The 12,998-nt window shown below is 61.4% G+C and carries 13 protein-coding genes and 1 pseudogene; 6 read left to right on the top strand and 8 right to left on the bottom strand.

Annotated features, from left to right (window positions below):
* Positions 1-10: 10 nt before the first annotated feature.
* Positions 11-1,168 (bottom strand): efflux RND transporter periplasmic adaptor subunit, encoded by a 1,158-nt coding sequence (locus tag H8F22_RS10715; protein WP_027923023.1) that lies wholly within the window; start codon positions 1,166-1,168, stop codon positions 11-13.
* Between the two features lie 294 nt (positions 1,169-1,462).
* On the opposite strand from H8F22_RS10715, the gene H8F22_RS10710 reads away from it, so the two are divergent.
* Positions 1,463-2,164, top strand: coding sequence for a response regulator transcription factor (locus tag H8F22_RS10710; protein ID WP_027923024.1), 702 nt, complete (start codon positions 1,463-1,465; stop codon positions 2,162-2,164).
* Positions 2,165-2,168: 4 nt separating this feature from the next.
* Entirely contained in the window at positions 2,169-3,470 is a 1,302-nt protein-coding gene (locus tag H8F22_RS10705; RefSeq protein ID WP_027923025.1) for an ATP-binding protein, read from the top strand.
* Positions 3,471-3,523: 53 nt separating this feature from the next.
* Here the strand turns inward: H8F22_RS10705 and H8F22_RS10700 are convergent, their stop codons facing one another.
* From H8F22_RS10700 to H8F22_RS10690, 3 genes are read right to left on the bottom strand one after another with little or no spacing between them, the layout of a single operon-like run.
* Positions 3,524-4,291, bottom strand: a complete 768-nt coding sequence (locus tag H8F22_RS10700; RefSeq protein WP_027923026.1) for an anti-sigma factor family protein — start codon at positions 4,289-4,291, stop codon at positions 3,524-3,526.
* A complete protein-coding gene (locus tag H8F22_RS10695) occupies positions 4,288-4,785 on the bottom strand; it encodes an RNA polymerase sigma factor (RefSeq protein ID WP_081743930.1) in 498 nt (165 codons plus the stop codon). The genes H8F22_RS10700 and H8F22_RS10695 overlap by 4 nt, the downstream gene beginning before the upstream one ends.
* Before the next feature lie 55 nt (positions 4,786-4,840).
* Complete coding sequence (locus H8F22_RS10690) at positions 4,841-5,383, bottom strand: tetratricopeptide repeat protein (protein ID WP_027923028.1); 543 nt, start codon at positions 5,381-5,383, stop codon at positions 4,841-4,843.
* 158 nt (positions 5,384-5,541) lie between these two features.
* On the opposite strand from H8F22_RS10690, the gene H8F22_RS10685 reads away from it, so the two are divergent.
* From H8F22_RS10685 to nudC, 3 genes are all read left to right on the top strand, one after another.
* Complete coding sequence (locus H8F22_RS10685) at positions 5,542-6,315, top strand: class I SAM-dependent methyltransferase (protein ID WP_027923029.1); 774 nt, start codon at positions 5,542-5,544, stop codon at positions 6,313-6,315.
* 150 nt (positions 6,316-6,465) lie between these two features.
* Positions 6,466-7,278 (top strand): crotonase/enoyl-CoA hydratase family protein, encoded by an 813-nt coding sequence (locus tag H8F22_RS10680; protein ID WP_027923030.1) that lies wholly within the window; start codon positions 6,466-6,468, stop codon positions 7,276-7,278.
* 6 nt (positions 7,279-7,284) lie between these two features.
* Positions 7,285-8,115 carry an NAD(+) diphosphatase gene (nudC, locus tag H8F22_RS10675; protein ID WP_059182900.1) on the top strand — a complete coding sequence of 277 codons (831 nt, stop codon included), beginning with the start codon at positions 7,285-7,287 and terminating at the stop codon, positions 8,113-8,115.
* Here the strand turns inward: nudC and H8F22_RS10670 are convergent.
* The 3 genes from H8F22_RS10670 to H8F22_RS10660 all read right to left on the bottom strand — a co-directional run bounded on the left by H8F22_RS10670 (position 8,083) and on the right by H8F22_RS10660 (position 10,212).
* On the bottom strand, positions 8,083-8,862 hold the full coding sequence (locus H8F22_RS10670; protein ID WP_027923032.1) for a TSUP family transporter: 780 nt from the start codon (positions 8,860-8,862) through the stop codon (positions 8,083-8,085). The genes nudC and H8F22_RS10670 overlap by 33 nt on opposite strands.
* Before the next feature lie 253 nt (positions 8,863-9,115).
* Positions 9,116-9,592, bottom strand: a complete 477-nt coding sequence (locus tag H8F22_RS10665) for a nuclear transport factor 2 family protein (protein WP_027923033.1) — start codon at positions 9,590-9,592, stop codon at positions 9,116-9,118.
* Positions 9,593-9,648: 56 nt separating this feature from the next.
* Positions 9,649-10,212: a TetR/AcrR family transcriptional regulator gene (locus H8F22_RS10660; RefSeq protein ID WP_059182901.1), complete on the bottom strand. Its 564-nt coding sequence runs from the start codon at positions 10,210-10,212 to the stop codon at positions 9,649-9,651.
* A 216-nt stretch (positions 10,213-10,428) separates the two neighbouring features.
* Here H8F22_RS10660 and pssA point away from each other — a divergent pair, with 216 nt between their 5' ends.
* Entirely contained in the window at positions 10,429-11,772 is a 1,344-nt protein-coding gene (gene pssA / locus H8F22_RS10655) for a CDP-diacylglycerol--serine O-phosphatidyltransferase (RefSeq protein WP_027923035.1), read from the top strand.
* Here the strand turns inward: pssA and H8F22_RS10650 are convergent.
* A pseudogene (locus tag H8F22_RS10650) lies at positions 11,729-12,948 on the bottom strand (MFS transporter). The gene pssA and the pseudogene H8F22_RS10650 overlap by 44 nt on opposite strands.
* Positions 12,949-12,998: the final 50 nt, after the last annotated feature.

Here is a 12,998-nt window from a genome sequence, read left to right as displayed (position 1 = left end):
AGCGTCCTGCTTACTGCCCGGAAACCTGGGCAAGTGGAAGAGGGGAACTGTCGATCTGCACGTGTTCACCGGGGCGTGCGTGTTGCAGGCCTTCGGTGACGATGCGGTCGCCGGGTTTGAGGCCGCCGGTGACGATCCAGCGATCGTCCTGAACCGCGCCCAGTTCAACCGGTTGCAGGCCGACGCGCTGCTCGGGGTCCAGCAGCAACACGTGGGCAATGCCGGCGCTGTCACGCTGGATCGCCCGTTGCGGCACGCTGATGCCTTGCTGATTCACCGCTTGTTCCAGGCGCACCCGCACGAAACTGCCGGGCAGCAAGTCGAGGTCCGGGTTGGGGAATTCGCTGCGCAGGATGATCTGGCCGGTGCTCGGGTCGACGGTGATGTCGGTGAACAACAGCTTGCCCGGCAGCGGGTAGAGGCTGCCATCGTCCTGGATCAACGTGGCTTTGGCCTGGCCCTGGCCGACTTGCTGCAACTGGCCGGAGCGAAAGGCGCGGCGCAAGTCATTGAGTTCGCGGGTGGACTGGGTCAGATCGGCATGGATCGGGTTGAGCTGCTGAATCAGCGCCAGTGGCGTGGTTTCGTTTTGCCCGACCAGTGCACCTTCGGTCACCAGCGCACGGCCGACGCGACCGGAAATCGGCGCGGTGACGGTGGCATAACCGAGGTTGAGCTTCGCCCGTTCCACGGCGGCTTTGTTGGCGGCGACGTCGGCGGCGGTTTGCCGGACGTTGGCGCGGGCGTTGTCGTAATCCTGGCCGCTGATGGCGTTTCCTTCGATCAGTTGGGCATAACGCTGCTCTTGCAGCCGGGCCTGGAACGCATTGGCCTCGGCCTTGCGTAACGCCGCTTCGGCGCTGTCCAGGTCAGCCTTGAAGGGCGCCGGATCGATACGGAACAGCACGTCGCCTTTCTTCACATCGCTGCCTTCGTTGAAGGTGCGTTGCAACACGACGCCGGCGACACGGGCCCGGACTTCGGCAATCCTCGGCGCAGCAATCCGCCCGCTCAATTCGCTGGTGATCGACAGGGGGCGGGCTTCGATGGTTTCGATACGCACGGTAGCCAGCGGCGCCTGTTCTTCGGCGGTGGAGGACTTGTCACAGGCGCTCAGCGTCAGCGCCAATGCAAGCAGGCCGAGCGTGGCGAACAGATTCTTTGACATGGAATTACCCCAATAATGACCACCCGCATCCTACGGGGAGCGGACGAGGGTAGCGGTGAAGCTTTGTTGGTGCTGTGTGAAATTGTGTAAGGGTTTTACTCAAGCGGGGGTGAGGGCGTATATCCTTGGCGACTTGATATTTTTTGCGACGGTCAAGCCGCCATCGCGGGCAAGCCCGCTCCCACAGGGATTTGGTGTAGACACAGATGTTGTGAACATCCCCAATCAACTGTGGGAGCGAGCTTGCTCGCGATAGCGCCCGACCCGTCGCCACAGCACTTTCTGGAACACCCCATGCCCAACATCCTCTTGGTCGAAGACGACACCGCGCTCTCCGAACTGATCGCCAGCTACCTGGAACGCAACGGCTATTCGGTCAGCGTGATCAGCCGTGGCGATCATGTGCGGGAGCGTGCGCGGGTCAATCCGCCGGACCTGGTGATCCTCGACCTGATGCTGCCGGGCCTCGACGGCCTGCAAGTGTGCCGCTTGCTGCGGGCGGATTCGGCGACGCTGCCGATCCTGATGCTCACCGCCCGCGACGACAGCCACGATCAAGTCCTGGGCCTGGAAATGGGCGCCGACGATTACGTCACCAAGCCCTGCGAGCCCCGCGTCCTGCTGGCGCGCGTGCGCACGCTGTTGCGCCGCAGCAGCCTTGGCGAGCCGCAAACCGCCAACGACCGCATCCTTATGGGCAACCTGTGCATCGACCTGTCGGAGCGCACGGTGACCTGGCGTGAGCAATTGGTCGAGCTGTCCAGCGGCGAATACAACCTGCTGGTGGTGCTGGCCCGTCATGCCGGCGAAGTGCTGAGTCGCGACCAGATCCTGCAACGCCTGCGCGGCATCGAATTCAACGGCACCGACCGTTCGGTGGACGTGGCGATTTCCAAGTTGCGGCGCAAGTTTGACGACCACGCCGGTGAAGCGCGCAAGATCAAGACGGTGTGGGGCAAGGGCTACCTGTTCAGTCGTTCCGAGTGGGAATGCTGAGACGATGTTCAGGATTCTGTTTCGCCTGTATCTGGTGACCATCGTCTCGTTCAGCGCGGCGATTTACCTGGTGCCGGACCTGGTGATCAAGGTCTTCCATGAACGCTTTGTCACCTACAACCTCGACTATTCGCGCGGCTTGCAAACCCTCATCGTCAAACAGTTTCACGCCGTGCCTGAAGTGCAATGGCCGGCGTTGGCGGTCGAGATGGACAAGGATTTCGCCCCGCTGCACATCGCGTTGACGCGCAATGACGACCCGGATTTCACCTTGTACGAGCGCGAACGCCTGCAAAGCGGCGAGAACGTGGTGCGCATCGGCGACTGGGGCTGGCGCACGCTCGCCGTGGCGCCGTTGAACGAGCAAACGGTGGTGCAAATGATCGTGCCGCCGGACCCGATGGACGTCAGCCTGTTGTACTGGAGCATCAACGTCCTGATCGGGGCGACCATGCTCGCCTGCCTGCTGCTGTGGCTGCGCCCGCACTGGCGTGATCTGGAACGCCTCAAAGGCACCGCCGAGCGTTTCGGCAAAGGCCATCTGAGCGAACGCACACGGATTTCCCGACATTCCAACATTGGCAGCCTGGCCAATGTCTTCGACACCATGGCCGGCGACATCGAAAACCTGCTGAACCAGCAGCGCGACTTGCTCAACGCTGTATCCCACGAACTGCGCACACCGCTGACCCGCCTGGATTTTGGCCTGGCGCTGGCGCTGTCCGATGACCTGCCCGTGACCAGTCGCGAGCGCTTGCAAGGGTTGGTCGCGCACATCCGTGAGCTGGATGAATTGGTCCTGGAATTGCTGTCCTACAGCCGCCTGCAAAACCCGGCGCAAGTGCCGGAGCAGGTTGAAGTCGCGCTGGACGAGTTTATCGACAGCATTCTGGGCAGCGTTGATGAAGAGCTGGAGTCGCCGCATATCGTGATGGATGTGCTGCTTCATGGCCAACTCGAACGCTTCACCCTCGACCCGCGCCTGACCGCCCGCGCGATCCAGAACCTGTTACGCAACGCCATGCGCTATTGCGAAAAACGCATTCAGGTTGGCGTGCAGGTGTGTGCGAAGGGCTGTGAGATCTGGGTGGATGACGACGGGATCGGCATTCCGGATGACGAGCGTGAGCGGATTTTTGAACCGTTTTATCGGTTGGACCGCAGTCGGGATCGGGCTACGGGCGGATTTGGCCTGGGGCTGGCGATCAGCCGTCGGGCGCTGGAGGCGCAGGGCGGCACCCTGACGGTCGAACCGTCCCCGCTAGGCGGCGCACGTTTCCGCTTGTGGTTACCCACCCAACCCTGACGCGTTCTTTGTAGCAGCTGCGCAGCCTCGCAGGCTCGACAGCTGCTATAGAACTATGTGCTGAGTCGCGTACGCAATAACTTGGCCATGTCTTCGAGTTCCGCCGCCGGGTTGTGCCCGATCAGCATCCATGCGTGTTCCATGTCCGCCCAATACACGACGTTCATGCCGTGCCGACGCTCACGGGCGAAGTGCCGGCTGCCGCTATTGGAGAGCGTGACGCACAACGCCATCGGGCCATTCGCAGGGTCCAGGTAGGTGATCTGGGCAATCGGCACCCCATCGTATTCGAGGATTTGCGCACGCTTGAACTCAGCGCGCGGCAAGGTCAGCTTCGCGGGCGCAAGGCTCAGGCCCAGGCGCGTATCGATGGAGCGCAGTTGCGCAAGTTGGGTGGCTTCATCGCTGGGCAAGTGTTCCAGGGTTTCAGGCACGTAGAGCGACATGTAATCCGCCACCAACCCGCGCCAGTTGTTCTTTTCCTGGCTCAATTGCCAGCCAAGGAACAAGCGATCCGCCACCACGCTGGTGACCACCAACCCGGCCGCGGCCGCCAGAAACCAGCGACGATCCATCGACGGACGTTCAGGCGAAGGCAAGGTGTCGAGCATGGACTGCAAGCGATCGATGGGCGCCTGTTGCGACAATTGGGCAAACGCGTCCTTGAACGGCAGGCTGCTGCGGGCCAGCCATTGCAGGCGCAGGTTGAGCGCCGAATCCTCGGCGATGGCCGTGTCGATGCGGGCGCGTTGCTCGGCATCGAGCTGGTCGTCGAGGTAGGCCACCAGTTGCTCGTCCGACGGTGCGGCGCGTTCGTTCATCGACGTTCTCCCGAGGAAGGGTTCGGTACAGCATGCAGCGGTGGATATTCGGCCAGTTTCACCCGTGCAGCGGCCAGCCGGCTCATGACCGTCCCGACGGGCACTTGCAGCACCTCGGCGACTTCGCGATACGACAAGCCTTCGACGTACGCCAGGTACACGGTTTCGCGCTGGGCTTCGGGCAGCGCGTCGACACGCCTGATCACCTGGGCTGCGCGCACATGGGTTTGCGCCGCGTGCTCGCCGTCAAACGATAACTGGCTTTCGGCGTCCACCAACCCCTGACCCTGGCGCACCCGGCGGGCGCGCACTTCGTTGAGCCAGATTGAATGCAGAATGCTCAACAGCCAGCGGTCCATGCGCGTGCCGGGGACAAACTGCCCGGCACGCTCCAGCGCCCGCACGCAGGTCGCCTGCACCAGGTCTTCGGCCACATGCCGTTGCCGGGACAGCAGCAAGCCATAGCGCCACAATCGCGCTAGATGTTGGCCCAGTTCGGCCCTGATTGCATGATCGCTGGCGATAGCGACCTCCGTCGTTTAATCAGTGTCAGGTTTTCGATGAATCGTTTATCGCTTCGGCCAGGTCCTGGTATTCCTCGCACGTGCTGCCGCAAATCGATTTGATGTGCTGCAACTGTTCTTGCGCGAGGTCCAGTCGGCCTTTGATCACATAGGCCTCGCCGAGGTACTCGCGCACTTGCGCATACTGCGGGTCGAGTTTGACCGATTGCAGGTAGTAACCGATGCCTTCGTCGGTGCGCCCCAGTTTACGCGTCGCGTAGCCGCGATAGTTCAAGGCTTTGGCCGTGTTCGGATCTTTCAGTGTATCAAGCAGGGCCAGGGCTTCTTCGTAGCGACCGTCCTTGGCCAGACGATAGGCGTAATTGGTGCGGTCGGCATCCGGCACCAGACTGCTGGTCTGCCTGAGGCATTTTTGCGATTTGGAATCGAAGACCTGGCCTTTCGGGCAGTTGGGTTTGGCGGGCTCATCTTCGTCGCCATGGGCCAGGGCCAGGGAACTGGTCAGCGCTGCCGTCAGACAACCGGCAAGCAGCAGCGGGGCGGTGAAAACAGCAAAACGCAGGTTCATGGGCAAGGCTCCAGGGTTTGATCCACCATCGTTCGTGGTGCTGATACAAGAACACCGCAGCGTGAACAATTATTCATTTCTTTGTGCTGATCATTACAAGGAAAGCTTAAACCTAGGCGCTATGCTCGACAGCATTCGTTGTCCAGCGGAGAACTGCCATGAAAGACTACGTTCATCATTCTGCAGCGGCGGGATACAAGACCGGCGCCGACACCTATGTTCGCGGCCGCCCGGACTATCCGCCGGCCGTAGCCGACTGGTTGACCGGTACGCTGGGCTTGAACGCGGACAGCACCGTGATCGACCTGGGGGCCGGCACCGGCAAATTCACCGGCCGCTTGCTGGCGACCGGGGCGCAGGTGATTGCCGTTGAGCCCGTACCGCAGATGCTGGAAAAACTCTCCCTGGCTCATCCCGAGGTGTTGGCCGTGAGCGGCACTGCCATGGATCTGCCGCTGCCGGATGCGTGTGTGGACGTGGTGGTCTGCGCCCAGGCCTTCCACTGGTTTGCCAGTGCCGAAGCGCTGACCGAAATTGCCCGGGTCCTGAAACCGGGTGGGCGGTTGGGGTTGGTGTGGAACGTGCGCGATACCCGGGTGAGTTGGGTGCCGAAACTGGATGCGATCGTCAATGCGCTGGAAGGCGATACGCCGCGCTATTACACCGGTGCCTGGCGCCAGGCGTTTCCTCACCCGGCGTTTGGGTCGTTGCAGGCGCAGCATTTCAGCCATGGCCATACAGGGGCGCCTGAGGATGTGATTTTCAATCGAGTGCGTTCAACCAGTTTTATTGCGGCGTTGCCGCAGGCGCAGCGGGCGAGGGTGGATGAGCAGGTTCGGGCGTTGATTGCCGGGGAGCCGGCGTTGCGTGGGCGGGATGTGGTGACGGTGCCTTATGAGACCGCGGCGTTCGTCGCGGTTAAGGGCAGTTAGATCGGTGGTGTGGCCTTCGCGAGCAGGCTCACCCAGACAGCACAAATCCCTGCAGAGTCCCGCTTTTGGCCGAACCACTGCCTTACTCCCCCCGCCAATGCCTTGTTATAGTCCGGACCTCATTTTTTGCCCGGTAAAAGGATCACTGCCATGTCTCAGTACACCGCGTTCACCGTCGAACTCGCCGACAACATCGCCCATGTGCAGATCAACCGTCCGGAAAAGATCAACGCCATGAACGCCGCGTTCTGGAGCGAGATCATCGAGATTTTCCAGTGGATCGACGACACCGATGAAGCGCGCGTGGTAGTCCTCAGCGGTGCCGGCAAGCACTTCTCCTCCGGCATCGACCTGATGATGCTGGCTGGCGTGGCCAATGAACTGGGCAAGGACGTCGGCCGCAATGCACGCCTGCTGCGCCGCAAGATTCTCGCCCTGCAGGCGTCCTTCAATGCCGTCGACCATTGCCGCAAGCCGGTGCTGGCAGCGATTCAAGGCTATTGCCTGGGTGGTGCGATTGATCTGATCGCCGCCTGCGACATGCGCTACGCCGCCGAAGACGCACAATTCTCGATCAAGGAAATCGATATCGGCATGGCGGCGGATGTAGGCACTTTGCAACGCTTGCCGCGTATCATCGGTGACGGCATGCTACGTGAGCTGGCTTACACTGGTCGCACGTTTGGCGCCGAGGAAGCGCGCACCATCGGCCTGGTCAATCGCGTCTACAGCGACACTGCCAGCCTGCTGGAGGGCGTCATGGGCATTGCCCGGGAAATCGCCAGCAAGTCGCCGATTGCGGTCACCGGCACCAAAGAGATGATCAGCTACATGCGCGACCACCGCATCGACGACGGCCTCGAATACGTCGCCACCTGGAACGCCGCCATGCTGCAATCCACCGATTTGCGCGTGGCCATGGCCGCCCATATGAGCAAACAGAAACCCGAATTTCTGGACTGATTAAACATGACTTCACGCTGGACCACTGCAGTACTGGACACCGATCAACCCGGCGGCTGGGCCGTGGCCCGCAGCCCGGAAGGCTTCCTGTTCGATGACAATGGCGCGCTGTTCCCGCGTGAATGGCTCAAGCGTCAGGACTTGCCGATTCTCGCCGAACACGGCATCGGCCATCTCGACGGTGAGCCGGTCTATCTGCTGGAACTGCGCAGCGCCAGCGACGTTGCGGGTTGCAACTGGAAAGGCCTGCGGGCGTTCATGCTTGAGGGCGATCACACGGTGTACAAGGTGCTCGGCTATGCCGCGCAAATTGGCACCTGGTACCGTGAGCATCGCTTCTGCGGCAATTGTGGGCAGGAGGCGACGCAAGTTCCGCGTGAACGGGCGATGTACTGCGAGCCTTGTGATTTGCGCTATTACCCACGGATTTCGCCGAGCATGATCGTGCTGGTGACCCGTGGCGATGAAGTGCTGCTGGCGCGTTCGCCGCGTTTTGTCAGCGGGGTCTACAGCACGTTGGCCGGGTTTGCCGAGCCGGGTGAGTCGGCTGAGGACTGTCTGATTCGCGAGGTTCGCGAGGAAGTGCAGATCGAGGTCAAGAATATCCAGTACCTGGGCAGCCAGTGCTGGCCGTTCCCGCATTCGATGATGCTCGGCTTCCATGCCGAGTACGCCGGTGGCGAGATTGTCTGTCAGGAAGATGAAATCGAAGACGCCCAGTGGTTCAACGTCCACGCGCTGCCGCCGTTGCCGGCGTCACGCTCGATTGCCCGGTACCTGATCGACGTCTACGTGGCGCGGCGCTTAGGCCACGCTGAACCAGTGTTGCCAGGCTAACCGCACGGTCAAGCCCAGTACCACGGTGATGAACACCGGACGGATGAACTTCGCGCCGCCGCTGATGGCGGTGCGAGCGCCGAAGAATGCGCCGGCCATCACCGACACGCCCATGCTCAGGCCGATGATCCAGTCCACCTGCCCGGAAAACACGAACACCGACAGCGCCGCAATGTTGCTGACGAAGTTCATGCTGCGCGCCACGCCGCTGGCCTTCACCAGATCGATGGGGTACATCAGCAGGGTGCTGACGGTCCAGAATGCACCCGTGCCGGGACCGGCCACACCGTCGTAGAAACCGAGGCTGAAGCCTTGGGTCGACTGCCACTTTTTCTTGATCGGTGCATCGCTGTCCAGCGGTGCCTTGGGTGTACCGCCGAACAACAGGTACACGCCGCAGGCGAAGACGATCACCGGGAGCATTTTGTTCAGCCACTCGGCCGGCAAGTAATGCGCGACGATGGCGCCGGTCAATGCGCCGATCAGGGTGCCGACGATGGCATGCACCCACTGCCGGGGATGGAACAGCTTGCGTCGGTAGAAGGTAAAACTGGCGGTGGCCGAGCCAAAGGTGGAACTCAACTTGTTGGTGCCCAGCACCAGGTGCGGCGGCAGGCCGGCGGTGAGCAGTGCGGGCGTGGTGAGCAGGCCGCCACCCCCGGCAATCGCGTCGATGAAGCCGGCTATAAAGGCAACGACAGCCAGAATGGCCAGGGTGGTGAGGTCAACGCTGAGTTCGAAAGGCATGGAATCGGCTTATTCGGCGGGGTGCAGGAAAGGGCTGCGGGGAAGGGGCGGTATCTTACCTAGATCCGACTTCTGCGGCGACTGGTCTGGCCCCATCGCGAGCAAGCTTGCTCCCACATGGGATCTGCGCAACACCATCGTCCCCTGTGGGAGCGAGCTTGCTCGCGATGGCTGAGTGTCAGTCGATATATACAGTGACTGATACACCGCAATCGCGAGCAGGCTCACTCCTACAGATTGGATCTGGGTGAATTTACAGGCCGAGGTCGGACAGCCCCGGATGATCATCCGGCCGACGTCCCAGTGGCCAGTGGAACTTGCGCTCGCTTTCCTTGATCGGCAGGTCGTTGATGCAGGCAAACCGGTTAGCCATCAGGCCGTTTTCATCAAACTCCCAATTCTCGTTGCCGTAGGAACGGAACCAATTGCCCGAGTCGTCGTGCCATTCATAGGCATAGCGCACGGCAATGCGGTTGCCGGTGAAGGCCCAGAGTTCCTTGATCAAGCGGTAATCCAGCTCCTTGGCCCATTTGCGGGTGAGGAAACCTTTGGCTTCTTCGCGGTTGTAGGCGAACTCGGCGCGGTTGCGCCATTGGGTGTCCAGTGTATAAGCCAGCGATACCCGTTGCGGGTCGCGAGAGTTCCAGCCGTCTTCGGCCAGGCGAACTTTTTCGATGGCCGACTCGCGGGTGAAAGGGGGCAATGGCGGACGAACTTCAGCGTTAGACATGTAAAGTCTCCCAATAAAAATAACGTTCAAACACATTGTCACGCTTATATAAAGTGTTACAGGTCCAATAACTTTCGCGCCATGCATTGCGCATTATCGGCGGCACTGTGATCACCCATGACAAGCGCCACGGTAATGGCACCGTCGATCAGGATCAGCAGCTGTCTGGCCGTGTTCTCCGGATCGCTGGCACCATGTTCGGTGCAGAGCTCGCGCACGTAGTCGAGCAGCTTCTGTTTGTGTTCCTTGGCGACCAGGCGGACCGGGTCTTGCGGGTCGCCGGTTTCGCCGCTGGTATTGATGAAGGCGCAACCGCGAAAGCCTTCCGAGGCGAACCAGACCTTGAGCACGGTAAACAGGTTGAGCAGGCGGTCGGCCGGTGTTTCAGCCTGATCGACGGCAGTTCTGTACCAATGCATCCAGCGCACATCGCGGCGTTGCAGGGCTGCGACGGTCAGCTCCTCCTTGTTGGCGAAGTAGCGGTAGATGCTTTTTCTGGAGACACCGGCGGTTTTCACCAGAAGGTCCATGCCGGTGGCGGCGATGCCACTTTTATAGATCAACTTTTCGGTGACATCCAGAATGATGTCGCGTGTAGTGTTGCTGGTTGATTCGTTCATGTGGCGAGCAGTAGAACGTACGTTCTCCTTGGTCAATATAAAATTTTTATTGTCTGTTATGGCCCCATCGCGAGCAGGCTCACGCCTACACTTGGAATGTGTTCCCTTGTGGGCGCGAGCTTGCTCGCGATGGGTCCATTACAGACGGTAACAAGACCCAGGCCCATCCATGGTGTAAGCTCTTGAATTCTTCGGATTCGACCCACTGCGAGCCCTATGCCGTCGCTTTTCAAACGCCCTCTGCTGCCCAAACTGCGCAGTTTTCCGCTGACCGCCGATGCCGTCACCATCCTTTCCGGCGCTGCCGAGTTTCGTCGTTGCCTGCTGGAGAAAATTGCCCAGGCCACGCACCGCATCTATATCGTCGCGCTGTACCTGCAACAGGACGAAGCCGGGCAGGAAATCCTCGATGCCTTGCACGCCGCCAAACTGGCGCGTCCGCAGCTGGACGTGGTCGTGGTGGTGGACTGGCTGCGCGCCCAGCGCGGCCTGATCGGTGCCGGCAAGCAACCGGGAAACTCGGCGTGGTATCAGGAAGCGACTCGCACCCACGCCAGTGAAGTGCCGGTGTATGGCGTGCCGGTGCAGACCCGCGAGTTGTTTGGCGTGTTGCATTTGAAAGGCTTTGTCATCGATGACTGCGTGATCTACAGCGGTGCGAGCCTGAACAATGTGTACCTGCACAAGTTCGACAAGTACCGCTTCGACCGCTATCACGTGCTGCAGAACCAGGCGCTGGCCAACTCCATGCAGCACTTGATCCAGCACGGGTTCATCGCGTCCAAAGCCGTGCACCGCCTCGACTTGCCGAACCTGCCGACCACCCGCAGCCTGCGCAACGACATCGGCGACCTGCGCAGCCGCCTCAAGCACGCCGCCTACGACACCACCGCCGGCACCACGCTGAAAGGCGATTTGTGCGTCAGTCCGTTGCTCGGCGTGGGCAAGAACAATCCATTGAACCGGGTGATTTGCGAGCTGATCGCCACCGCCCAGCATCAACTGACCATCTGTACGCCGTACTTCAACTTGCCGCTGGCGGTGACCCGGGAAATCAACCGGGCGCTGGGCCGGGGCGTGAAGGTCGACATCGTGGTCGGCGACAAGACCGCCAACGATTTCTACATCCCGCCCAGCGAGCCGTTCAAGGTGATCGCGGCGCTGCCGTACCTGTATGAGATCAGCCTGCGACGTTTTGCCAAACGCCATCAACACAGCATCGACAGCGGCAAGCTGAACCTGCATTTGTGGCGCGATGGCGACAATACCTATCACCTCAAAGGCATGTGGATCGACCAGCGCTACACCTTGCTGACCGGCAACAACCTCAACCCGCGAGCGTTCCGTCTTGACCTGGAAAACGCGCTGCTGATCGATGACCCGAAAGGCGAGTTGCTGGAGCCGCGCAAGGCTGAGCTGGTGGAGATTTTCCAGAACACCCAGCGCATCGAGCGTTACCAGAACCTCGAAACGCTGTTGGACTACCCGCCGGCCGTGGCCAAGTTCCTCACGCGCGTCAGTCGGGTGCGGATTGAGCGGTTGCTCTATCGGATTCTGTAAGGCTCAGCGCTGCCGGGGGCTTTGGCCACAGGGCCACCAGCAGCAGTAGCGAAGCGGCCACCAGATAGGGCAGGCGCGGGTCCAGGTCGTAGATCAATGTGGCTGCCAATGGCCCGATGACCACGCCAAAGCCTTGCGCAGCGCCGATGGAGCCAGCGGTCGCGCCTTGCTCCGAGGCGTCCACGGCGTTCGCCGCCAACGCGGCGAATGACGGAAAAATCAGCCCCATCCCGCCCGCCGAAACGAAAAAGCACAGCCACAAGCCCCACGCGGAATTCGCGAGGATACTGCCGGCAAATCCCACAGACGCCACCAGTGCACCCGCGCGGATCAACTGCAGCGGCGGCCATTCCAGCCGGCGCACCACCAGTTGCGAACAGATCAACGCGAAACCGACCATGGTCAGGGCAATGCCCGCCGTTTGCGCGGCATCGGCCGGGCTCATGCCGAGTCGGTCGAGGGCGAAGAAGCCGACGGTAATCTGCGCAATCGACACACACACAGCATCGCCACAAACGCGACCGCCATGGGCCGGCGCAGGCGCGGATCATTCAGGTGCACCTTGCGCGGGGCTTGCCGCAAATGCAATTCCTGGCCCTTGAGCTTGAAGCGCAACACCAGAAAGGCCAGCAATGGCAGGACGGCCATGGCGTAGAACGGCAGGCTCAAACTGAAACGCGAGAGCAACGCGGCGATGGCCGGCCCGATCACCAGGCCACAGGCGTTGGCCGCACCCAACGCCGCCATGGCTTTGGCGCGGTGCTGCGGCTCGATGTTGTCGGCGATCAGCGCGTTGCCGCCCACCGGGATCGCGGCATAGAACACGCCGATCAAGCCGCGGCCGATCATCAAACCGATTAACCCCAGCAGCGCCGATGGCAAGAATCGCAATGACGCGTCGATGAACAGGCACAAGGCCCAATAGGCGAGGGTGAAACCGGCGGTGGCGATCAATAGAATGCGGCGCCGGCCATAGCGATCACTGGCCTGGCCCCACGGGCGGGCCAGCAGCATCCAGATCACCCCGGACACCGTCACCGCCGCACCGGCCTGCCACGTGGCCAGGCCCAGCACCCGGGCAATCGGGCCGATCAGCGAGACAAACGCCATCATCGACATGGAACAGGCCATGTTGGCCACCATTAATGGGCGCAGGTCGAAGGTGGCGGGGGTCATGGGGTGAGCCTTCCGTGAGCTTTTATTGTTTGCGGGGATGGTAGCGCGGG

Source organism: Pseudomonas mucoides (assembly GCF_015461845.1).
GTDB lineage: Bacteria > Pseudomonadota > Gammaproteobacteria > Pseudomonadales > Pseudomonadaceae > Aquipseudomonas > Aquipseudomonas mucoides.
The sequence above is the reverse complement of the archived record's forward strand: the minus strand, read 5'-3'. Positions and strand labels throughout refer to the sequence as shown.